The sequence below is a fragment of the Salinifilum ghardaiensis genome, assembly GCF_054491345.1.
In genome coordinates, this window is the sequence record NZ_CM137101.1 from 4,910,834 (window position 1) to 4,932,590 (window position 21,757).

Genomic DNA, 21,757 nt, shown 5'->3' on the forward strand with positions numbered 1-21,757 from the left:
CACCGTGGAAGTGCGGATAACAGCGGGAAACGAACAGCGCTCATTTGCTCTCGATGCGGTTTCGCCGGTTGCCGTCGTCACACCCGAATGGTGCACTTCCTCAACATGACGGAAGTGTCCGCCGCGCAGACCCTCGCGGAAACCCCGCAGAGCAGCGCCGCGCGCGACCTCGCGCTCGCGGCAGAACCGACCGGGGTTCTCGGCCACATCGAGAACCTCATCAACAACGCGTTCAACCCCATCTCCGATGCCTTCTACAACTTCGTGATGGGCGAGGTCACGGTCTTCGGGATCACCTTCCCGTGGATCGTGGCGTGGTTGATCCTCGGTGCGACCGTGTTCACGATCAGCTTCGGGTTCATCCAGTTCCGCGCGTTCAAGTTCGCCATCGACCTCGTGCGCGGCAAGTACACCAGCAAGGAAGAGCCCGGCGAGATCCACCACTTCCAGGCGCTGGCCTCCGCCCTGTCCGGGACCGTGGGCCTGGGCAACATCGCCGGTGTCGGTGTGGCGGTCACCATCGGCGGGGCCGGGGCCACCTTCTGGATGATCCTGGCCGGCCTGCTCGCCATGGCCACCAAGTTCGTCGAGTGCACCGTCGGTGTGCGGTACCGCGAAACCGCCCCCGACGGAAGCATCTCCGGCGGGCCGATGCACTACCTGAAGCTCGGGATCGCCGAGCGCATCCCGAACAGCTTCGGCAGGGGCCTCGGCCGCGTGCTGTCCGTGCTCTCCGCGATCATGATCCTGTTCTTCGCGCTGGCCGGCGGCAACATGTTCCAGGCCAACCAGACCTTCGCGCAGATCCAGAACGTCACCGGCGGCGAGGACGGCGTCCTCGGCTCGGAGGGCGCCGCCGTCGGCTTCGGCATCGTCCTGGCCATCATCATCGGCGTCGTCATCATCGGCGGCATCAAGTCCGTCGGCGCGGTGACCAGCCGGCTCGTGCCCGCGATGGCGCTGATCTACATCCTCGCCTGCCTGACCGTCATCGTCATCAACTTCAACCTCGTTCCCGGGGCCGTCGCGGAAATCGTCACCGGCGCGTTCAACCCGCAGGCCGGCTTCGGCGGGGCGATCGGCGTGCTCATCGTCGGGTTCCAGCGCAGCGCCTTCTCCAACGAGGCGGGACTGGGCTCGGCACCGATCGCGCACTCGGCGGTGCGCACGAAGTACCCCGCCACCGAGGGCCTGGTGGCGCTGCTCGAGCCGTTCATCGACACGGTCGTCGTGTGCACCATGACCGCGCTGACCATCGTCATCGCGCAGACCCAGTTCTGGAAGGACGCGCAGGCCACCGCCATCGCCACCGGCGAGGACCCGGACGGCGTCATCGTGACCTCGCACTCGTTCGCCACGGTGCTGCCCTGGTTCCCCGTCGTGCTCGCCGTCGCCGTGGCGCTGTTCGCCATCTCCACGATGATCACGTGGGGCTACTACGGGCAGCGGGCGTGGATGTACCTGTTCGGCCGCGGCGCGGCCAGCAAGCAGGTGTTCAACGCCATCTACTGCGTGTTCGTGGTGATCGGCTCGGCGATGACGCTGACCGCCGTGCTGGACTTCGCCGACGCCGTGCTGTTCGCGCTGGCGCTGTTCAACATCCTCGGCCTGTACATCATGATCCCGGTGGTCAAGGAGGAGCTGAACAAGTACCGCGAGAAGGTGCGCAGCGGAGAGGTCAGCCGCGTCGACACCAAGAGCTGAGCGGGCGCTCGCGCCGGGCGACGGCTCCTCCGCGCCCGGACGAGCACGAGCGGGGCGGTGGTTCGCGCGAACCGCCGCCCCGCTCGTTTCCTCCATCCCCCGATGGCCGAGCGCACCCCCCGACCCGGTGCACTCGACCACGTCGCGCGGCCCGCGGGCGGCCGCCGCGACGGTTCCCGGCGGCCGGATCAGCCCCCGGTCGCGCGGAACCCCCTGCGAGCGCCGGCGCTGCTCACTCGGCGAGGACCGCCTGGATGTCGATCTCCACCTTCAGCGTCGTCCCGATCGCGGCGATGCCGGTGCGCAGCGCCTGGTTGTAGTTCAGGTCGAACTCGTCGCGGCGCAACGTGGTCGTGGCCGTGGCCGAGGCGCGCGTACCGCCCCACGGGTCCGGCCCCACGCCGCCGAACCGGGTGTCCAGGGACACCCGCCTGGTCTGGCCGCACAGCGTCAGGTCCCCCTCCAGGTCCCAGCGGCCCTCGCCGCGCGGGTGCAGGCCGACCGAGCGGAACGTGATCCGCGGGTAGCGCTCGACGTCCAGGAAGTCGGGCGCGCGCAGGTGGTCGTCCCGCATCCGGTTGGCCGTGTCCACGCTGGAGGCGTCGATGACGGCCTCCACCTCGGACTGCTCGATCTGCTCGGCGATCCGGACCTGGCCGCTGAAGTCGGTGAACCGGCCGTGCACGCTGCTGATCCCCAGGTGCCGCGCGGTGGCCTGCACCGAGGAGTGCACCGGATCGATCCGCCACAGCCCGGCGGTGGGCAGCTCCAGCCCGCCCGCGCGGCGCAGCTCGATCTGCCCCAGCGCCGCGGAACTGCCCTCCTGCACGAGCGTGGTGCGGGCGACGGGCTCGTAGCCCACGGCGGTCACGATCGCCGTGTAGGCGCCGGGGCGCAGCCCGGGGGCGACCACGGAACCCTCCGCGTCGCCCTGGACCCGCGCCGTCTGCGCGCCGCCGCCGTCGATCACGGTCAGTACCGCTTCGGGTACCGGCCAACCATCCGCCGCGCACACGGTCGCGCTCACCGCTCCGCCCGCGTCGGTGCGGTGCGCACCGGGTTCCGCGGCCCGGTGTTGGCCGTTGTCCATGACGAACTCCCTTTCTCGAAACCGGGTGTGGGACTTGGGTGGTCGCGCGGATCGGTGATCGTGCGCTCGACCGCACCGGCCCGTCAGGCAAGCGGCGCAGCCGCTTCCTCCCCACGCGCGCAGACCGACCCGACGGGGGTTCTCCGGCGTCGCCTCGCGAGGACGGCCCCGAAGATGCCGCTCCTGTCCGGGGCGGGTGGTCGGGGGCAGCTGGGAGGTCGGGGGCAGCTGGGAGGTCGGGGGCGCTGGGAGCAGGTGGCTACCCGATGTCGGGGATCCCGCAGCGAGGTCTCGCCGGAGGTTCCTCCCAGCTACCCCCGTCCCCCGCCCTCAACAGCCGATCCGCGGACTCCCTTACTGACCCTCGGGGTAGCCGAGGTCCACGTCGTGATCCACCTGCTCCCCGTGCAGTTGCAGCGAGCTGGCCGCGGGCGGGAACCCGGTGGTGATCACCGTGTACTCGCCTTCCGACAGGTCGGTGAAGCTGTAGCGGCCCTCCGCGTCCGTGGTCGCCGCGGCGACGACGGCGCCGGTGCCGTCGAGCAGCGTCACCCGCGCGTCGGGGACGGCCACCCCCAGCGCGGCCGACCGCACCACGCCGGACATCTGCGAGCCCGACTGCAGCGCCACGTCGCGCTCGGCGCGCTCCCCGTCGGTGAGCTCCACCTGCGCCGCCACCGGCCGGCACCCGGGCGCGGTCGCGGTCAGCGCGTAGGTGCCGCCGACGAGTTCGCCGATCGCGTAGCGCCCGTCCTGTCCGGTGGCGCCGCTGGCCACGACCTCGCCGCGCACGTCGGTGAGCACCACCATCGCGCCGGCGACACCGCGGTATCCGTTGTGGACGGTTCCGGCGAGCTCGGCGGCCCCGCTGAGCTGCACGTCGTGTCGCACCGGCCGGTCGCTGACCACGACCATCGAGGCGCTGGGCTGGTAGTTGCCACCGGAGGCGATGAGCACGTAGGTCCCGCCGTGGGTGACCTGCAGCCGGAACTGCCCGTGGTCGTCGCTGCGGCCCCGCTCGGCCTGCCGCCCGTTGGCGTCGGTGAGCGTGAGCACCACTCCGGCCACCGCACCGCCGGCCGCGTCGCGCACGGTGCCGTGCACGAAGAGCCCGCCGGCGTCCTCGTGCGCACCGCCCGCGGCGGCGAGGCCCGCCCCGGACCCGTTGGTGCCCGCCGCGGTGTGCACCGGGTCGACGTAGCGGCGGGGGCCGAGCCCGTCGGATCCGGTGGTCCCCTCCACCGCGGACATCACCGCGGTGGGCCGCTCAGCGGCCGGTGCGGACGCGGCGTGCCCCGCCCCGCGGGCGGTCGCGTCCGCGTGCGCTCCTGCTGTTTCCTGCGCCGCCACGGGCGTCGCCTCCCCTTCGTCCTCGGTGTGGATCTCGTCCTCGGTGTGGATCGTCGTGCGCAGCGGTACTTCCTTGATGAACAGCACCGCGATGAACGTGACCAGCGCGATGCACGCGGAGATGAAGAACAGATCACCGATCGCGTCGCCGTAGGACGCCTGCACGACCGTCCTGACGGGCTCGGGCAGCGAGCCCACGTCCAGCGTGCTGCTGCCGCCGCCTCCGCCGGAGGCCGCTCCCGCCGGAACGCCCAGCGCGGCCATCCGGTCCTGGATGTAGCCGGCGAGCCGGCTGGCCAGCACCGCGCCGAGCACGGAGACACCGGCCGAACCGCCCAGCGTGCGGAAGAACGTGACCACGGAGGTCACCGAGCCCATGTCGCGGCTGGACGTGGCGTTCTGCACCGCCAGCACCAGGTTCTGCATGAGCATGCCGACGCCGATGCCCATCAGCGCGAGGTAGCAGCCCACCAGCACCAGGTCCGTCTCGTGGTCCATGGTGCTGAGCAGGTACATGGCGACGATCATCACCGCGGCCCCGCTGACGAGGAACGGTTTGATCTTGCCGGTGACGCGGGCGATGATCTGCCCGGACGCCGTGGTGGACAAGAACATCCCGAACACCATCGGCAGGGTCATCAACCCGGCGCCGGTCGGGCTGAACCCGCGGGAGAGCTGGAAGTACTGGCTCAGGAAGACGGTGCCGCCGAACATGGCCGTGCCGACGGCGACCATGCCGACGGTGGCCGCGGAGACGGTGCGGTTGCGGAACATCCCCAGCGGCACGATCGGCTCGCGCACCTGGGTCTCGATGACCAGGGCGATCGCGATCGCGACGAGACCGCCCGCGACGAGCCAGGCCGTCTCCGGCGACCACCACGCGAACTGGTCCCCCGCCAGCGACACCCAGATCAGCAGCGCGCTCACACCGCCGACCAGGAACAGGGCGCCGAACCAGTCGACCTTCACGTCGCGCTTGATCACCGGCAGCTTGAGCACCTTGCCCAGCACGACGAACGCGATCACCGCGATGGGGACGGTGACCCAGAAGCACCAGCGCCAGCCGAGCGGCGAGTCCACGATGACGCCGCCGAGCAACGGCCCCGTCACGGTCGCCAGGGCGAAGGTGGCGCCGATGTAGCCGGTGTAGCGGCCGCGTTCGGACGGCGGGACCATCGCCGCGAGCACGACCTGGGCGAGCGCCTGCAGGCCGCCCATGCCGATGCCCTGCACCGCGCGGAAGCCGATGAGCATGCCCATGCTCTGCGAGAAGCCGCCGAGCACCGAGCCGAGCGTGAAGATCACGATGGCCAGCTGGTACAGCAGCTTCTTGCTCACCAGGTCGGAGAGCTTGCCCCACAGCGGCGTGGTGGCGGTGGAGGTCAGCAGCATCGCGCTGACCACCCAGGCGTACTGCCCCTGGCTGCCGTCGAGGTCGGCGGTGATCCGCGGCAGCGCGTTCGACACGATCGTGCTGCTCAGCATCGCCACCAGCAGGGCCAGCAGCAGGCCGACGAGCCCTTGCATGACCTGCCGGTGCGTCATCGGCCGGTCGGCCTCGCCGCCGCCGGCACCGGTCGCGCCCCCGACGTCCGCCTCCGCGGCCGCGCCCGGCGGGCTCTCCTCCCGGAGCGTCGTGCTCGTCATCGCGTCCCTTCCCTTGGTCATGTGCGCGGCGCTGCCCCGGAGCGCCGCGTGGTCCGATCGGTGGCGGCCGTCTACCGCGCGTTCGCGGTGCGCGCCGAACCGCTGCTCCGGGTGTCCGCTGCGGTGGTCGAGCCGGGTTCCGCCGCGGTGGCCGCGTCGATCTCCGAGCCGGGTTCCGCCGCGGTGGCCGCGTCGATCTCCGCACCGGGTTCCGCCGCGGTGGCCGCGTCGGCCTCCGAGCCGGGTTCCGCCGCGGTGGCCGCGTCGATCTCCGAGCCGGGTTCCGCCGTGGCGTCCGCGTCGGCCTCCGCACCGAGTTCCGTCGCGGTGTCCGTGCCGTCCGCCTCGGGGGCCGCAGCCTCGGCAGCCTCCGCGCCGGCAGCGGTGTCCGCGTCCGCCGCATCGGCGGTTCCCGCCCGGTAGAGGGCGGAGCGGCGCTCGGGCAGCTCCTCGGCCTCGGGGAAGGAGTGGCGGCGCAGATCGCGCATCGCCGCGTCCATCAGTCCGGCGAGCTCCTCCACGGACTCGTCGTCCCAGTGCACGAGGGCGTCCCTGATCCACTGCGCCTTGCTGCGCTCCAGATCGCGCACCACGCCCTCCCCCTCGGCGGTGGCGCGCAGCAGCGAGACGCGCCGGTCGTCCGGGTCCGGACGCCGGGTCAGCAGCCCGGCCTGCTCGAGTTGCGCGACCTGCCTGCTGATGACGGAGGCATCGACGATGCGGTGGTGCGCGAGATCGGAGGCGCGGCACTCGCCCCGGGCCACGAGTTCGGTGAGCAGGCCGCTCGCGGCATAGGGAATGCGGTCGGTGAACTGGTTCTGCATGGCGAACTGCTTCGTCGCCAGCAGCATCCGCAGGGAGTCCAGCAGCTCGCCGCAGGTTTCGATCTTCGGTCCCATGCCATCATTCCTTTAGTTGCTGTAGTCAACTATAAGGAAAACTGGTTGCATCAAGCAACTGACTTGAGCGTGACGCGCAACACCCGCCCCCGCTCGGCAGCCCCGCCCACCGGGTCGCCGCACGAGCACCGCGCACTCTGGACTCGTTCCAGAGAGCGCAATTTTCATGAAAATTGGAACCCATCCCCACACGGGTGGAGCACAAGTTGTCCACAGGGGCGCGGGTTGTCCCCAGGGCCCCGGCGTGTCGGCGGGGTCACGATGGGGTGAGAGGGGCGGCCTGCGCGGCGGGAGGGGACGGCCGGAGCGGGACTGGCCGCGGCCGGTGAGGGGCGTGGCCGGTGAGGCTGCGCGGCGGGAGGGGACGGCCGGAGAGGGACTGGCCGCGGCCGGTGAGGCTGCGCGGCGGGTGGGGTGCGGCCGGTGAGGGGCGCGGCCGGTGAGGGGCGCGGTCGGTGAGGGGCGCGGCCGGTGAGGGGCGCGGTCGGTGAGGGGCGCGGTCGGTGAGGGGCGCGGTCGGTGAGGGGGCTCAGGTGGCGCTGTTGAGCCACCCGAGCAGCCGTGCGAACTCCTGCAGGTCGTGCGTGGACCAGCTGGCGAACACCGCGCGCAGCCGCTCGCTGCCCTGCTCCTGCACCCGGGTCAGACGCTGCCGCCCCTGCGCGGAGAGCTGGATCAACCGGGCGCGGCCGTCGTCGGGATCGGGAACGCGCTCCAGCAGGTCGAGATCCACCAGCGCGGCGATCTGCCGGCTCACCGTCGACTTGTCCAGCCCGGCGCGCCCGGCCACGTCCATGCCGCGCAGACGCCCCGCGTCGGCGACCATCAGCAGCAGCACGTAGGACTCGGCATCCAGCCGCGGGTGCACCTGCGCGGCCACGCTCGCCGCCATCGACCGCGCGCGGCGGAACAGCAGCGCGAGCTCGCGCTCCACCGCCTCGGCGGCCTCGGTGCGCTCCTCCGCCGGCTCCACGTCCGAGCCCGAGCCCGCTCCTGAGTCCGAGCCCGCGTCCGGCTCCGACCCCACATCCGAGCCCGAACCCGCGTCCGGCCCCGGGGCCGCACCCGGGCCCGAGGAGCCGTGGTGCTCCGACGCCGCGGCGACCGGTCCGGTCTCGTCCTGCTCGATCACGCTCACCTCACCTGCCGCGCGCCGGCAGTCGACCGGCGACTCCTCACGGGCCGCGCACCGCTCGCACCTGAGCGGCGGTGCGGCGCCCTCCGCGAACACCAACGTAATCGCCGCCCAGGCTCACCCGAACGGCGGCACCCGTTCCCCGGCCGATCCGCGCGACCACGGCACGCCCGATGGTCAACGCGCTGCGTGAGCAGCGCACGTGGGGACGGTCACTGCTGCCCGCCATCCCCGGTGAACCCGGCCGACAGCTCACCCGAAGGTGGCACCATGGCACACAGGTCCGGGTTCACCGGCTAAAGTCCCCCGCTGTCGGGGATCACGTTGCCCGCAGCGGTGTGCCCAGTTCACGCGTGCAGACCGCCAACCTGGAGACGATCGCGCCTCAACCATGTCAGCGAACGCCGTACTGAACCCCGATCCCTCGCCGGACCCCGAACCGTCCTCGGGCGCGGAGCGCATGGTCCGCCTCATCCGGGAGAGCTGGGCCGCCGTCGAACCGCGGTCCGACGAAGTCGCCCGGTTCTTCTACGGCATGCTGTTCAGCCTCTCCCCCGGCACGCGGGAGCTGTTCCCCGTCAACATGGAGGTCCAGCGCAGCCGACTGCTGCGCGCCCTGGTGCACGTCATCCAGATGGTCGACAAGCCGGACGAGCTGCTGCCGTTCCTGCACCAGCTCGGCCGCGACCACCGCAAGTTCGGCGTGGTCACCTCCCACTACGAGGCGCTCGGCACCGCCCTGCTCGCCGCGGTCAAGCGCTACGCCGGCGACGCCTGGGACGACCAGGTCGAGCGGGCCTGGGCCGAGGCGTACACGGTCATGGCCACGGCGATGTCCGAAGCCGCGGCGGCCGACACCGGCCCCGCCTGGTACGACGGCGAGGTCATCCACCACGAACGCCTCACGCACGACCTGGCGATCCTGCGCGTGCGCCCCGACTACCCCGTGCCCTACCTGCCGGGGCAGTACGTCAGCGTCGAAGCCCCGCAGCGGCCGCGGCTGTGGCGCTACCTCACGCCCGCGAACGCGCCGCAGGACGACGGCTCGATGGAGTTCCACGTGCGCGCCGTGGACGGCGGCTGGACCTCGCGCGCGCTGGTGTGGCACGCGAACCCGGGCGACCGGTGGCGCATCGGTTCGCCGATGGGGCAGCTGTCCGTCGACCGCGAGACCGACGAGAAGGTCCTGATGATCGCCGGCGGCACCGGCCTGGCGCCGATGCGCGCGATCATCGACGAGCTGGCCCAGTACGGCACGAACCCGCGCGTGCACCTGTTCTACGGCGGGCGCACCCGCGAGGACCTCTACGACCTGGACAACCTCTGGAAGATCGCGGCGAGCAACCCGTGGCTGACGATCACCCCGGTCGTGGAGGACGGTTCGGCGCTGCCCGGCGCCGAGCACGGCACGCTCGCCGACGTGGTCGGCCAGCACGGCGACTGGGGCGGTTGGAAAGTCCTCACCAGCGGTTCACCGGCGATGATCCGCGCGACCATCTCGCGCCTGCTCGTCGCGGGCACGCCGCTGGAGAACATCCACTACGACCCGTTCACCATGGACTGAGGGCCCCGCGCTCGCCTTTCGCGGCCGACCAGCGGAGGCTCGGCGGCAGGCGGAGCCCGGGTCAGCCGCCGGTGCGGTCGCCCTTGCGGCGGTCGCGCTTCGGCCGGTCCCCGCCGTCGCCCTGCGCGCGCTCGCGCTGGGGCTTCCACACCACCAGCGCGGTCTCCTGCCGCACCGGCACGAGGTCCCGGCGGTAGGAGGCGTGCACCGCCGCCGCCGCCTGCTCGGCGGCGGCGTAGGCGGCGGCGACCTCCTCGGTCAGCTCGCGGACCTGCTCGCGCAGCGCATCGGCCTCGTTCTCCAGCTCGATGATGCGCTTGATGCCCGCGAGGTTGACGCCCTCCTCCTGGGAGAGGCGCTGCACCTCGCGCAGCAGCGCGATGTCGCGCGGCGAGTACCGGCGCCCGCCGGCGGGGGTCCGGCCGGGGGAAACCAGGCCGAGCCGGTCGTAGCTGCGCAGGGTCTGCGCGTGCATCCCGCACAGCTCGGCTGCCACCGAGATCACGAACATCGGCGTGTCCTCGGTGGCTCCCGCGGGAAAGCCCGCCGGCATGCCTGGTTCGCTTCCCCCGACCATGGCTACCTCCCGAGCAGCTCGTCCAGCTCCCGACGCGGTTCGTGGTCGGACGTCGCCTCCGCGTACGCCTCCAGCGCCTCGGTCGCCTTCTTGTCCAACTTGGACGGAACGGCCACCTGCACGGTCACCAGCAGATCACCGGTGCTGCCGTTCTTGCGTTGCACCCCTTTGCCGCGCACCCGCAGCACGCGGCCGCTGTTCGTGCCCGCCGGAACCTTCACCGAGACCTTCCCGTCCAGCGTCGGCACCGTCAGCTTCGCGCCCATCACCAGCTCCGGGAAGGTGACCGGTGCGGTCAGCGTCAGGTCGTCCCCGGAGCGCCCGAAGACCTTGTCCGGGTTCACGTGCACCACGACGAACAGGTCACCGGCGGCGGCACCGTTCCTGCCCGGTTCGCCCTGGCCGGACAGCCGGATGCGCTGCCCGTCGGTCACCCCGGTCGGGATCCGCACCGTCAGCGTGCGGCTGCGGGTGCTGACGCCCTCGCCCCGGCACTCGGTGCACGGGTCGTCGATGTGCTGCCCGCGACCGCGGCAGTCGGGGCACGGCTCGCTGAACGCGAACGCGCCCTGGCTGCGCGTGACCAGGCCGGCCCCCTGGCACGTGGTGCAGGTGCGGATCCGGGTGCCGGGTTTGGCACCGCGGCCGCGGCACGTGCTGCAGGTAGCGGGGCTGGACAGCCGCAGCGGCACCTCGGCGCCCCGCACCGACTCGGCGAAGTCGATGCGCACCTCGGTCTCCACGTCGGTGCCGCGCCGCGGCTGGTTCGCCGTGGTCGCACCGCCCTCGCGGCGGTTGCCGAACAACCCGCCGAACAGGTCACCGAGTCCGCCGGAACCGCCGGAACCACCGCCGAACAGGTCGCCGATGTCGAACCCGGCGCCGCCCGCGCCGGACGGCCCGCCGAAACCACCGGGAGCACCGGACCCGCCGAACCCGCCGGGAGCGCCGAACCCGCCGCCGCCCCCGGCGAACAGCCGGCGCGCCTCGTCGTACTGCTTGCGCTTCTCCGGGTCCGACAGCACCCCGTAGGCCTCGGAGACGGCCTTGAACTTCGCCTCCGCCTTCGGGTCGTTCGGGTTGGCGTCCGGGTGGTTCTCCCGGGCGAGCTTCCGGTAGGACTTCTTGATCTCGTCGGTGGAGGCGTCCGAGGAGACGCCCAGCTCGGCGTAGAAGTCCTTGTCGAGCCACTCCCTAGCGCTCACCGGGCGCCCCTCCCTTCCGCGACGTCATCAGTCCTGCTGGGCCGACTCACCGCCGGCGGTCTCCTCGGCCGGCTCCGCCTGCTCGTCCGAACCCGGCTCGTAGTCGGTCACCGCGACCATCGCGGGCCGCAGCACGCGCTCGCCGAACCGGTAGCCGCGCCGCAGGACGGTGCTCACGGTCGGACCGGAGACCTCGGAGGAGGTGGCGTGCTGCACCGCCTCGTGCATGTTCGGGTCGAACTCCTCGCCCTCCGTGCCGAAGTCCTCCAGGCCCGCCGACCGCAGCGAATCGACCAGCTTGTCCGCGACTGCCTTGAACGCCCCGGTGAGGTCACCGTGGGCATCGGCGCGTTCGATGTCGTCCAGAACCGTGAGCAGGTCCTCGGCCACCGCGGCCTTGGCCGACTGGATCACCGCCTCGCGATCGCGTTCCACCCGCTTGCGGTAGTTCGCGTACTCGGCCGTGACCCGCTGGATGTCGGCGGTCAGGTCGTCGACCTGCTTGCGCAGGTCGCCCTGCTCCCCGTCCGCGGCCTCGGACGCGTCCGAGGCCGGTTCCGCCGGGAGGTCGCCCTCCAGCGTTCCGGAAATGCTCTCCGCCACCTGCGGCTCCTCTCCGGCGCCGTCCGGGGCGCGGCGCTCGCCCGTGTCCGGGTCGAAACGCCGCTTGTCCCGGACGACCACCGGTTCCTGCTCTTCGTCGTTGCGCGCCATCTCCGGCTTGTCCGTCACTTCTTCTGGTCCTCGTCGTCGACGACCTCGGCGTCCACCACTTCCTCGTCCGAGGAGCCGGTCTGCTCGGAACCGGTACTACCAGTCGAAGCACCCGTCGCACCAGAGCCGTCACCGGTCTCGCCGCTGCCCGCGTCGGCGTACAGCGCCTGGCCCAGCGACTGGGACTCGGTGGCCAGCTTCTCGACGGCGGACTTGATCTCGGAGACGTCCTCGCCCTTGAGGGCCTCGTTCACCTCGTTGATCGCGGTGCGGACCTTCTCCTTGGACTCCTCCGGCAGCTTCTCGTCGTTGTCGGAGATGACCTTCTCGGTCTGGTGGACCAGCGACTCCGCCTGGTTGCGGGTCTCGGCCTCCTCGCGGCGCTTGCGGTCCTCCTCGGCGTGGGCCTCGGCGTCCTTGACCATCTGGTCGATGTCGTCCTTCGGCAGCGCCGAGCCGCCGCTGATGGTCATCGACTGCTCCTTGCCGGTGCCCTGGTCCTTCGCCGAGACGTGGACGATGCCGTTGGCGTCGATGTCGAAGGTGACCTCGATCTGCGGCACACCGCGCGGCGCCGGCGGCAGGCCGGTCAGCTCGAAGGTGCCGAGCTTCTTGTTGTGCGCGGTCATCTCGCGCTCGCCCTGGAAGACCTGGATCTGCACCGACGGCTGGTTGTCGTCGGCGGTGGTGAAGGTCTCCGAGCGCTTCGTCGGGATCGTGGTGTTCCGCTCGATCAGCTTGGTCATGATGCCGCCCTTGGTCTCGATGCCCAGGGACAGCGGCGTCACGTCCAGCAGCAGCACGTCCTTGACGTCACCGCGCAGCACGCCGGCCTGCAGGGCCGCGCCCACGGAGACGACCTCGTCCGGGTTGACGCCCTTGTGCGGGTCCTTGCCGCCGGCCATGTCCTTGACCAGGTCGGCCACGGCGGGCATCCGGGTGGAGCCGCCGACGAGCACGACGTGGTCGATCTCGCTGACGTTGATGCCGGCGTCGCGGATGACGGCCTCGAACGGCTTGCGGCACCGGTCCAGCAGGTCCTCGCTGATCCGCTGGAACTCGGCCCGGGAGAGGGTCTCGTCCATGAACAGCGGGTTCTTGTCCGCGTCCACGGTGATGTAGGGCAGGTTGATGCTGGCCTGCGCGGAGCTGGTCAGCTCGATCTTGGCCTTCTCCGCGGCCTCCCGGATGCGCTGCATCGCCATCCGGTCGTTGGTCAGGTCGATGCCGTTGGACTTCTTGAACTTGTCCACCAGCCACTCGACGATGCGCTCGTCCCAGTCGTCACCGCCCAGGCGGTTGTCACCGCTGGTGGCGCGGACCTCGACGACGCCCTCGCCGACCTCGAGCAGGGACACGTCGAACGTGCCGCCGCCGAGGTCGAAGACCAGGATGGTCTCCTCCTTCTCGTTCTTGTCCAGCCCGTAGGCCAGCGCGGCCGAGGTCGGCTCGTTGACGATGCGCAGCACCTCGAGGCCGGCGATCTGCCCGGCCTCCTTGGTGGCCTGCCGCTGGGAGTCGGAGAAGTAGGCCGGAACGGTGATGACCGCTTCGGTGACGTCCTCGCCCAGGTAGGACTCGGCGTCGCGCTTGAGCTTCTGCAGCACGCGCGCGCTGATCTCCTGCGGGGTGTACGCCTTGTCGTCGATGTCCACGGACCAGTCGGTGCCCATGTGGCGCTTCACCGAGCGGATGGTGCGGTCGACGTTGGTGACCGCCTGGTTCTTCGCCGGCTGGCCGGTGAGGAGCTCACCGTTCTTCGCGAACGCCACGATCGAAGGCGTGGTCCGCGAGCCCTCGGAGTTGGCGATGACCGTCGACTCGCCGCCCTCCAGGACGGAAACGACGGAGTTGGTCGTTCCGAGGTCGATACCGACCGCTCGCCCCATGTCTGCGTTCCTCCTGCTTCATACCTGTGCGCCCAGGGGCCCACAAACCCTTGAGCCTTGCCTACTCAAGTCGTACCGGCGCACCGCGTCCGCCGTCAAATCGACTTTGAGCGACCGGGGCTCAATCTTCCTGATCGAGCAACGTCTGACCAGGGAGGGTTGTTCCCGCGGGCAAGCAGGGGAAAGGCGCGGTGCTCCGGCGGGGCCGGGATGCCGCTACTGCGCGGAGGGGCGGACGGTGATCGCCCCGGACCCGGTGCTCAGCTCCAGCAGCCGGGAGGAGCGCGGGTCCTGCGGCACGGTCACGGAGGTTCGGCCGCTGCCGGTCTCGGCCCGCACGTCGTAGCCCCGGTGCGGCACCGCGAGGTCGATGGCGCCGCTGCTCACGTCCACCCGCACGCGCCGCGGGTCGAGCAGGTCGAGCCGGGCCGCGCCGGAGCCGCTGCGCGCGGTGACCTCCGCACCGGCCAGCCGCCGCCCTTCGACGTCGCCGCTGCTCGTCTCCAGGTGCACCCGGCCGCGCGCGTCGGCGAGGCGGACGTCCCCGGAGCCGCTGCGCGCGGTGACCCGCTCGCCGCGCAGGTCGTTGGCGTCGATGCCGCCGCTGCTGGTCTCGGCCTCCACCGGTCCGGCCACGTCGGTCAGCCGGACCTCCCCGGAACCGCTGCTGGCGGTGACGCCGCCGGCGACGTCGGAGGCGTCGATCGAACCGGAGCCCACGCGGGCGTCGACGTCGCGCACGCCGCGCAGGTGGAGGTCGCCGGAGCCGAGTTCGCCGCGCACGGCAGCGCGCTCCGGCAGGACGACCCGGTAGTCGACCCCGCACCACGTGCCGCAGTCCGCGTCGAGCACGAGCGTGCTGCCCTCGACGCGGAACCGCGGGTGCCCGGACGGGTCCGCGAACGGCCAGTACCAACCGCGCTCGGACTGCTCGACGGAGGCCTCGGCCTGCGCCGAGCGCGTGATCGCGACCGAGCCGCTGCCACCGGCGAGGCGCACGGCCTCGATGCCCCGCAGCGGGTACCGCTGCGTGCGCTCGCCCCGGGACAGCAGGTCGTAGCCCAGCACCCCCAGGCCCAGCAGCACGAGCACCACACCGGCGATCGCGAGTCCCGTTCGCATCTCGCACTCCTCCGTCCTGCGCCGTCACCGGCGAGCCTAGGGCCGCGGGCACCCCGCGAACCTCCGGGACATCCCGGGGTGTTCCCGGAGAGCCGGTCCCCGGGGTCGGGGCCGGGCCCGTGGCCGGATCCCCGGCAGGCCGAGGAGTGCTACCCGAGCGGTTCCGCGGCGTCCCGGAAGGCGGCGAGCGCCTGCTCGTCGAAGAGCACGAAGCGGACCTGCTCCACCTCGCTCGGGGTTTCCCGCACGGTGCGCAGCGCGATCCCGGCGGCTTCGCCGAGCGGGTAGCGGTAGATGCCGGTGGAGACGGCCGGGAAGGCGATGCTGCGCGCGCCGAGCTCGTCGGCCACGCGCAGCGATTCGCGGAAGCACGAGGCCAGCAGCTCGGAGCGGTCCACCGAGGCCGCGTAGGTGGGGCCGACGGTGTGGATCACCCAGCGGGCGGGCAGGTTCCCCGCGGTGGTCCCCACGGCCTGCCCGACCGGCAGGCCGTCCGGCAGGCGCTCGGCCCGCAGCTGCTCGCACTCGCGCAGGATCTCCGGACCACCGCGGCGGTGGATCGCCCCGTCGACGCCCCCGCCGCCGAGCAGGGAGCTGTTGGCGGCGTTGACGACCGCGTCCACCTGCTGTTCGGTGATGTCGCCCTGGAGGATCGTGATGCGCATGCGCACAGTGTGCCGCCGCCGGAGCACCGCCGCGCGGGCGCCCGGCGCGTCGCGGCAGCGCGGTGCTCCACCGGGGCGCGCGGTGCTCAGCTCAGCTCGCACCCGGCCGCATCAGCCGGCGCAGCGCGGGCTCGACCTCGGCCACCGCCGGCGGCTCGTCGGCGAGCAGGGCCTGGATGAGCAGGCCGTCGACGGCCCACAGCAGCGCCCGCTCACCGGCCTCGTCGACGTCCCCGGCGAGGTACCCGGCGGTCGCCTCGATCCACCGCCGCGCGGCCGGGCGCAGCGCGGGGCGGCGCGCGGCGAGCAGGTACAGCTCGTACTCGGCGATGGTCTGCTCCCGGTTGTCGCGCACCATCGCGACGAGCAGTTCGGCGACCACGCGCGGCCAGTCCTCGCGGGACCGGGCGCGGGAGAGCCGCTCGATCTCGGCGAGCAGGTCGTCGACGCAGTCCAGCAGCGCGGCCACGAGCAGCTCGTCGATGCCGTTGAAGTAGTAGGCCACCGACGCGGGCGGCACGCCCGCTTCGCGCGCGGCGTTGCGGTGGCTCACCGCGGCGACGCCCTCGCGCGCGAGGAGCCGGCGGGTGGCGTCGATGATCCCGCGGCGGCGGCGCTGCCCCTTGGCCAGGCGCCCGTCGGTGGCCGCACCTGCCTGGTCGGACCGCTCGGCGGGGCCGGTGCTCATCGCGATCCCCCGAGCTCGAGCGCGATGACACCGCTGATGACCAGCAGCACGCCGAGCAGCTGCACGCCCGTGAAGTTCTCCCCGAGGAAGACCGCGCCGATGACGGCGACCAGCGCCACGCCCGCACCGGCCCAGATCGCGTAGACGACACCCACGGGGAGCCCGAGCTTGAGGACCTGGCCGAGGATCGTGAACGCGGCCAGGTAACCGACGATCACCAGCACCGAGGGGACGAGCCTGCTGAAGCCCTCGGAGAGCTTCAGCGAGACCGTGCCGAGGACTTCGGACAGGATCGCTCCGACGAGCAGCAGATACGCCACGACGCCTCCCGGGCTCCCACGAGCAACAAGTTGAACGACTGCACTACTTTTTCAGCCTACGGGACCGCCCGCGGCGGTGGAATCCTCCCGGCGGCGGTGGTCGCGCCCGCGTTGCCGACCCCGCGTGTTCGCCCCGTCACAGCGGGATCCACACTGAGAGTGGCGAATATCGCACGAGAGGACGTTCCGGGCGTCCGCTCCCGGACGGAGGTGCGCACGAGAGCCGCTCACCGCAGGGCCGACCCGGCAGGCGTCCGGGTTCCCGCGGGGTGTCGCTGCCGGTCCGGGATCGACCGGGTGGTCGGCACACCCGCCGCGGCGCCTGGCCACGGGAACCGCCGTCGCGCACAATTCCCGTCCGGTGCGCGCTCACCCGCGCGCCCCTCTGGTTACCACCTAGTAACAACACGTACGCTCCTCGAACACGCGAGTTCCCGACTCCGCGACTGATCCCGAAGCGACAACAACCGTTGAACAGGAGGCCGCGAGCATGGGTGTGCTTCAGCTCGTCCTGGGCCTGGTCTGTCTTGCCGTGACCGCGGTCGCGGCGGTCATGATCGTCAGGACGGTGATGCGGATGGTCGCCTCCATCCGGCTGGGCCAGCCGGATCCGACGCGCAAGGGCCCGGTCGGCGCACGGCTCAGGACCCTTATCACCGAGTTCCTGGGTCACACCCGCATGCTCAAGCGCGGGCACGTCGGGGTGGCGCACTGGTTCGTCATGCTCGGCTTCCTGGGCTTGAGCCTGACCGTGCTCGAGGCCTACTTCGAGGTGTTCGACCCGACCTTCGAGTTCCCGTGGTTGGGCTCGTTCGGGCCGTGGAACCTGGTGGTGGAGATCCTCGGTGTGACCACGGTGCTCGGCGGGCTGTGGCTGATCGGGGTGCGCCAGCTCAACCACCCGCGTCGGGCGGGGCGGGTCTCCCGGTTCGCCGGGTCGAACTTCTGGCAGGCCTACTTCGTCGAGGCCGTGGTGGTGCTCGAGGGCGTGGGCATCATGGGGCTGCGCGCGTTCAAGGACTCCTCGGAGCTGCTGCACGCGCCGGTGTGGTCGGCGCCGGTGACCACGCTGCTGGGGGCGGTGCTGCCGGCGAGCACGGCGGCGATCACGGTCTTCGCCGCGTTCAAGGTCCTCTCGGCGATGATCTGGGTCATCGTCATCGCGGCCAACATCACCATGGGCGTGGCCTGGCACCGGTTGACCGCGTTCTTCAACATCTACTTCAAGCGCGAGGACGACGGGGACGTGGCCCTGGGTGCGCTGAAGCCGATGATGTCCGGTGGCAAGGAGCTGGACTTCGAAGAGGCCGATCCGGACGAGGACGTGTTCGGCGCCGGCCAGGTCGAGGACTTCTCCTGGAAGGGCTGGCTGGACTTCACCACCTGCACCGAGTGCGGCCGGTGCCAGGACCAGTGCCCGGCGTGGAACACGGGCAAGCCGCTGTCGCCGAAGCTGCTGATCACGTCGCTGCGCGAGCACGCCTACGCCAAGGCGCCGTACCTGCAGGCCGGTGGCAAGAAGGACATGGCCGGCGACGAGGTCGGCATCACCGGCGAGGGCGCCGAGCAGAAGATGGGTTCCATCGACGCGTTGGCGCTGGCCGAGGCCGAGCGCCCGCTGGTCGGCGGTGCCGAGGAGATGGGCGTGATCGATCCCGAGGTGTTGTGGGCCTGCACCGGCTGCGGTGCCTGCGTGGAGCAGTGCCCGGTCGACATCGAGCACGTCGACCACATCGTCGACATGCGCCGCTACCAGGTGATGATCGAGTCGAACTTCCCCTCCGAGCTCGGCGGGATGTTCAAGAACCTGGAGAACAAGGGCAACCCGTGGGGTCAGAACAACTCCGACCGGATGGGCTGGGCGCAGGAGTTGGACTTCGAGGTGCCGGTGGTCGACGGCGAGCTGCCCGCCGAGGCTGAGTACCTGTTCTGGGTGGGCTGCGCCGGCGCGTTCGAGGACCGCGCGAAGAAGACGACCCAGGCGGTGGCCGAGCTGCTGCACCGCGCCGGGGTGGGCTACGCCGTGCTCGGGTCGGAGGAGAACTGCACCGGCGATCCGGCGCGGCGCTCCGGCAACGAGTTCGTCTTCCAGATGCTGGCCCAGCAGAACGTCGAGGTGCTCAACTCGGTGTTCGACGGCCGCGAGCCGAGCAAGCGCAAGATCGTGGTGACCTGCGCGCACTGCTTCAACAGCCTCGCCAACGAGTACGGCCAGCTCGGTGGTGACTACGAGGTCGTGCACCACACGCAATTGCTCAACCGGCTCGTGCGGGAGAAGCGGCTGACCCCGGTGGCGCCGGTCGCCGAGGACGTCACCTACCACGACCCCTGCTACATCGGCCGGCACAACAAGGTCTACACCCCGCCGCGGGAGCTGGTCACCGCCACCGGCGCCAACTTCCAGGAGATGCCGCGGCACGCCGACCGGGCCATGTGCTGCGGCGCCGGCGGCGCGCGGATGTGGATGGAGGAGCGCGTCGGCAAGCGCATCAACGAGGAGCGCGTGGACGAGGCCCTGGGCACCGGCTCGACGAAGATCGCCACCGGCTGCCCGTTCTGCAAGGTGATGCTCAGCGACGGGGTGACCACCCGGCAGAACGAGCAGGTCGCCTCCGAGGACACGCAGGTCACCGACGTGGCCCAACTGCTGCTGCAAGCCGTCCGCCGCGGCGACGAACAGGGCGGGGACGCCGCTCCGGCCGACGGGGCGGTCGCCGGCAACAGCACGGAGAGCTGAGGACTCGCGCCCGCGCAGCAAACGACGCGGGGTGCCCGGCCGGGCCGGGCACCCCGCGTCTTCTTCGCGGTCCCCGCTGTCCTTCGGGCCCCGCGTGCGCCCGGACCCCGCGTGCTCCCGGGCGCTGTCCCCGCACAGCCCTGCGTCTGCGCACCCCTGCTGCCTCGCGGCCCCGCTGCCCAGCGGTCCGGAAGCCGGAGCCGACCCCGGGCAGGGCGGCCGGGCGCGGTCGGCCTCACGGCATCACTGCGGCAGCGGAGCGAGCTGCTGGGTGTCGGCCTCCGCCTGCTGCTGGGCCGGCTCCTGCTGCTGAGCGGGCTCCTGCTGCCCGGCGGGGACCTGCTGCGCAGCGGGAACGGCGCTCAACGGCGCCACCTGCTCCATCTGCTCGAACAGCGCGGCCGTCTGCTCCGGGGTGAGTTCGACGGTCGTCGTCTGCCCGGAGGTCGGATCACTGCTCGGCTGCGGCTCGGCGAAGGCGGCCGGTCCGGCAACGGCCCCGAGACCCAGCGCGAGCGCGGCCACGGCGGCGGTCCTGCCGATGTGCGAACGGTTCATCGATTTCCCTTCGACCACGGTCGGTTGCTGCGGTGGCGGGCGTTCCGCCGCCCCCAGTCCTAGAACCGCCGCGGTCGGGCCGCATGCGCAGCGGCCCACGCTCACCCCGCCCGGTTACCGGAGGCCCTCGTCCGGCGGTCCGCCGGAGGCGGGTGCCGGTGGGGGTGCGCACGCGTGCGGGGCGCCCGGAACCGGGCGCCCCGCACGTCGCTCGGGCCGATCCGCGGACCCGCTCAACCGCTCATCTCCTCCAGGGTGCGCCCCTTGGTCTCCTTCAGGTAGCGCACGACCAGGAAGGTCGACACGAGCGCGAAGACCGCGTACAGGTAGTACGTCATCGGCAGGTTCCAGTCCCGCATGCTCGGGAAGGACACGGTGACCAGCCAGTTCGCGATCCAGTTCGTCGCCGTCGCGAGCGCCAGCGCGGCCGCGCGGATGCGCACGGGGAACATCTCGCCGAGCAGCACCCACATCACCACGCCCCACGAGCTGGCGAAGAAGAACACGAACGCGCTGCTCGCGACGAGCGCCGTCGCGCCCCACGCGGCGGGCATGGTCGCGTCCTCACCGGCGACCTGGGCGTGGGTGAACGCGAACCCGGTGATCGCGAGCGCCACGGTCATGCCGAGCGAGCCGATCACCAGCAGCGGCTTGCGGCCGATCCGGTCGATGAAGGCGATCGCCACGAGCGTGCCGATGATGTTCACGATCGACTGCATCAGGGCCAGCAGCAGCGAGTTGCTCTCGTCGATGCCGACGGACTGCCACAGCGACGAGGAGTAGTAGAAGATGACGTTGATGCCGACGAACTGCTGCAGCGCGGCGATCGCCATGCCGATCCACACGATCGGCAGCAGCCCGGCCCGACCGCGCAGGTCGCTCAGCCGCGGCTTGCGCTCGCTGCCGAGCGCGCCGGCGATCTCGTCGATCTTGGCGTCCGGATCGCCGCCCTCGACCGTGCTCAGCACCTCGCGGGCCTTCTCCCGCTTGCCGGCGCGCACGAGGTAGCGCGGCGATTCGGGGATCATCGACCCCAGTACCAGGTAGATCAGCGCGGGCACGACCTCGATGCCGAGCATCCACTGCCAGGCGTCGAGCGGACCGAGCGCACCGGAGGCGCTGCCGCCGGCCAGCGAGGCGATCCCGTAGTTCACCAGCTGCGAGATGGCGATGCCGAGCACGATCGCCAGCTGCTGCAGCGAAGTGAGACGCCCCCGGTAGCTCGGCGGGGCCACCTCGGAGATGTAGGCGGGACCGATCACGGAGGCGATGCCGACGGCGATGCCGCCGACCACCCGCCAGGTGGCGAGATCCCACACGGTGAACGGCAGGGCGGAGCCGATGCCGCTGATCATGAACAGTGCGGCGGCCAGCTGCATCACCCGGATGCGGCCGATGCGATCGGCCAGCCCTCCGGCGATGCCGGCACCGACGGCCGACCCGATGAGGGCCGCGGCGACGGTGAAACCGGTGACGGCGGCGCTGACCCCGAAGTGGGCCTGGATCGCGTCGACGCCGCCGTTGATGACCGACGTGTCGTAACCGAACAGGAAACCGCCGAGGGCCGCCACCCCGGCGATCGTGAACACGTGCCCCAGGTGCTCGGTCCCGGCGCCTGAGGCACCCGATTTCGTGATGGACATCGAGCCCTCCTCCAACCCGTTCGCCGATCCGCCCCGTTGCGGGATCGTTTCAGTGCGGCGGGCCCGCACAATTTAATGTCTGAAGCACATCTGAACTTCCCCTGTAGTCAGTGAGACTCATCACTCACTCCTTTGGAGCAGGCGAGCGGAGATCGACACGCCCTCTCGTCACGCTGCGTCGATACCGAATCGTGACAGTCGAGGAGGGCGAAGCATCGTGGCAACGCTGCGTGCGTGCGACGCGCGAACG

Annotated in this window: 17 protein-coding genes; 3 read left to right on the forward strand and 14 right to left on the reverse strand. The window is 71.5% G+C overall.

The window, feature by feature from the left end; translation table 11 throughout:
* The first annotated feature begins 105 nt into the window (after positions 1-105).
* Complete coding sequence (locus tag ACVGV0_RS22425) at positions 106-1,704, forward strand: alanine/glycine:cation symporter family protein (RefSeq protein ID WP_459157663.1); 1,599 nt, start codon at positions 106-108, stop codon at positions 1,702-1,704.
* A gap of 232 nt (positions 1,705-1,936) precedes the next feature.
* Here the strand turns inward: ACVGV0_RS22425 and ACVGV0_RS22430 are convergent, their stop codons facing one another.
* The 4 genes from ACVGV0_RS22430 to ACVGV0_RS22445 form a co-directional block, all read right to left on the reverse strand.
* Positions 1,937-2,794, reverse strand: coding sequence for a YceI family protein (locus ACVGV0_RS22430; protein ID WP_459157664.1), 858 nt, complete (start codon positions 2,792-2,794; stop codon positions 1,937-1,939).
* Between the two features lie 354 nt (positions 2,795-3,148).
* On the reverse strand, positions 3,149-5,812 hold the full coding sequence (locus ACVGV0_RS22435) for an MFS transporter (RefSeq protein WP_459157665.1): 2,664 nt from the start codon (positions 5,810-5,812) through the stop codon (positions 3,149-3,151).
* A gap of 50 nt (positions 5,813-5,862) precedes the next feature.
* A complete protein-coding gene (locus ACVGV0_RS22440) occupies positions 5,863-6,690 on the reverse strand; it encodes a MarR family winged helix-turn-helix transcriptional regulator (RefSeq protein WP_459157666.1) in 828 nt (275 codons plus the stop codon).
* Between the two features lie 529 nt (positions 6,691-7,219).
* Positions 7,220-7,822 (reverse strand): MarR family winged helix-turn-helix transcriptional regulator, encoded by a 603-nt coding sequence (locus ACVGV0_RS22445; RefSeq protein ID WP_459157667.1) that lies wholly within the window; start codon positions 7,820-7,822, stop codon positions 7,220-7,222.
* 463 nt (positions 7,823-8,285) lie between these two features.
* On the opposite strand from ACVGV0_RS22445, the gene ACVGV0_RS22450 reads away from it, so the two are divergent.
* Positions 8,286-9,389, forward strand: coding sequence for an FAD-binding oxidoreductase (locus tag ACVGV0_RS22450; protein ID WP_459160106.1), 1,104 nt, complete (start codon positions 8,286-8,288; stop codon positions 9,387-9,389).
* A gap of 61 nt (positions 9,390-9,450) precedes the next feature.
* Here ACVGV0_RS22450 and ACVGV0_RS22455 read toward each other — a convergent pair whose 3' ends face one another.
* The 8 genes from ACVGV0_RS22455 to ACVGV0_RS22490 form a co-directional block, all read right to left on the reverse strand.
* The gene (locus ACVGV0_RS22455) at positions 9,451-9,966 is read right to left on the reverse strand and encodes a heat shock protein transcriptional repressor HspR (protein ID WP_459157668.1); all 516 of its coding nucleotides are present in this window, start codon (positions 9,964-9,966) and stop codon (positions 9,451-9,453) included.
* Between the two features lie 2 nt (positions 9,967-9,968).
* On the reverse strand, positions 9,969-11,171 hold the full coding sequence (gene dnaJ, locus ACVGV0_RS22460; RefSeq protein ID WP_459157669.1) for a molecular chaperone DnaJ: 1,203 nt from the start codon (positions 11,169-11,171) through the stop codon (positions 9,969-9,971).
* A gap of 27 nt (positions 11,172-11,198) precedes the next feature.
* On the reverse strand, positions 11,199-11,903 hold the full coding sequence (gene grpE, locus ACVGV0_RS22465) for a nucleotide exchange factor GrpE (protein ID WP_459157670.1): 705 nt from the start codon (positions 11,901-11,903) through the stop codon (positions 11,199-11,201).
* The gene (gene dnaK, locus ACVGV0_RS22470; protein ID WP_459157671.1) at positions 11,900-13,774 is read right to left on the reverse strand and encodes a molecular chaperone DnaK; all 1,875 of its coding nucleotides are present in this window, start codon (positions 13,772-13,774) and stop codon (positions 11,900-11,902) included. The genes grpE and dnaK overlap by 4 nt, the downstream gene beginning before the upstream one ends.
* Positions 13,775-13,990: 216 nt before the next feature.
* Positions 13,991-14,896 carry a DUF4097 family beta strand repeat-containing protein gene (locus tag ACVGV0_RS22475; RefSeq protein ID WP_459157672.1) on the reverse strand — a complete coding sequence of 302 codons (906 nt, stop codon included), beginning with the start codon at positions 14,894-14,896 and terminating at the stop codon, positions 13,991-13,993.
* Between the two features lie 149 nt (positions 14,897-15,045).
* Positions 15,046-15,561 (reverse strand): O-acetyl-ADP-ribose deacetylase, encoded by a 516-nt coding sequence (locus ACVGV0_RS22480; protein WP_459157673.1) that lies wholly within the window; start codon positions 15,559-15,561, stop codon positions 15,046-15,048.
* Positions 15,562-15,652: 91 nt separating this feature from the next.
* Positions 15,653-16,249, reverse strand: coding sequence for a TetR/AcrR family transcriptional regulator (locus ACVGV0_RS22485; RefSeq protein WP_459157674.1), 597 nt, complete (start codon positions 16,247-16,249; stop codon positions 15,653-15,655).
* Positions 16,246-16,569, reverse strand: coding sequence for a DMT family transporter (locus ACVGV0_RS22490; protein WP_459157675.1), 324 nt, complete (start codon positions 16,567-16,569; stop codon positions 16,246-16,248). Before ACVGV0_RS22490 ends, ACVGV0_RS22485 begins: the two co-directional genes overlap by 4 nt.
* 490 nt (positions 16,570-17,059) lie before the next feature.
* Here ACVGV0_RS22490 and ACVGV0_RS22495 point away from each other — a divergent pair, with 490 nt between their 5' ends.
* Positions 17,060-19,306 carry a (Fe-S)-binding protein gene (locus ACVGV0_RS22495; protein WP_459157676.1) on the forward strand — a complete coding sequence of 749 codons (2,247 nt, stop codon included), beginning with the start codon at positions 17,060-17,062 and terminating at the stop codon, positions 19,304-19,306.
* A gap of 243 nt (positions 19,307-19,549) precedes the next feature.
* Here the strand turns inward: ACVGV0_RS22495 and ACVGV0_RS22500 are convergent, their stop codons facing one another.
* On the reverse strand, positions 19,550-19,864 hold the full coding sequence (locus ACVGV0_RS22500; protein WP_459157677.1) for a hypothetical protein: 315 nt from the start codon (positions 19,862-19,864) through the stop codon (positions 19,550-19,552).
* Positions 19,865-20,097: 233 nt separating this feature from the next.
* Entirely contained in the window at positions 20,098-21,507 is a 1,410-nt protein-coding gene (locus ACVGV0_RS22505) for a sugar porter family MFS transporter (protein WP_459157678.1), read from the reverse strand.
* Between the last annotated feature and the right edge of the window lie 250 nt (positions 21,508-21,757).

What these genes read in the sequence shown, in the direction of transcription:
- ACVGV0_RS22425 (WP_459157663.1), top strand. Translation starts at nt 106, where the DNA reads ATGACGGAAGTGTCCGCCGCGCAGACCCTCGCGGAAACCCCGCAGAGC.
- ACVGV0_RS22430 (WP_459157664.1), bottom strand. Translation starts at nt 2,794, where the DNA reads ATGGACAACGGCCAACACCGGGCCGCGGAACCCGGTGCGCACCGCACC.
- ACVGV0_RS22435 (WP_459157665.1), bottom strand. Translation starts at nt 5,812, where the DNA reads ATGACCAAGGGAAGGGACGCGATGACGAGCACGACGCTCCGGGAGGAG.
- ACVGV0_RS22440 (WP_459157666.1), bottom strand. Translation starts at nt 6,690, where the DNA reads ATGGGACCGAAGATCGAAACCTGCGGCGAGCTGCTGGACTCCCTGCGG.
- ACVGV0_RS22450 (WP_459160106.1), top strand. Translation starts at nt 8,286, where the DNA reads ATGGTCCGCCTCATCCGGGAGAGCTGGGCCGCCGTCGAACCGCGGTCC.
- ACVGV0_RS22455 (WP_459157668.1), bottom strand. Translation starts at nt 9,966, where the DNA reads ATGGTCGGGGGAAGCGAACCAGGCATGCCGGCGGGCTTTCCCGCGGGA.
- dnaK (WP_459157671.1), bottom strand. Translation starts at nt 13,774, where the DNA reads ATGGGGCGAGCGGTCGGTATCGACCTCGGAACGACCAACTCCGTCGTT.
- ACVGV0_RS22475 (WP_459157672.1), bottom strand. Translation starts at nt 14,896, where the DNA reads ATGCGAACGGGACTCGCGATCGCCGGTGTGGTGCTCGTGCTGCTGGGC.
- ACVGV0_RS22480 (WP_459157673.1), bottom strand. Translation starts at nt 15,561, where the DNA reads ATGCGCATCACGATCCTCCAGGGCGACATCACCGAACAGCAGGTGGAC.
- ACVGV0_RS22485 (WP_459157674.1), bottom strand. Translation starts at nt 16,249, where the DNA reads ATGAGCACCGGCCCCGCCGAGCGGTCCGACCAGGCAGGTGCGGCCACC.
- ACVGV0_RS22495 (WP_459157676.1), top strand. Translation starts at nt 17,060, where the DNA reads ATGGGTGTGCTTCAGCTCGTCCTGGGCCTGGTCTGTCTTGCCGTGACC.
- ACVGV0_RS22500 (WP_459157677.1), bottom strand. Translation starts at nt 19,864, where the DNA reads ATGAACCGTTCGCACATCGGCAGGACCGCCGCCGTGGCCGCGCTCGCG.
- ACVGV0_RS22505 (WP_459157678.1), bottom strand. Translation starts at nt 21,507, where the DNA reads ATGTCCATCACGAAATCGGGTGCCTCAGGCGCCGGGACCGAGCACCTG.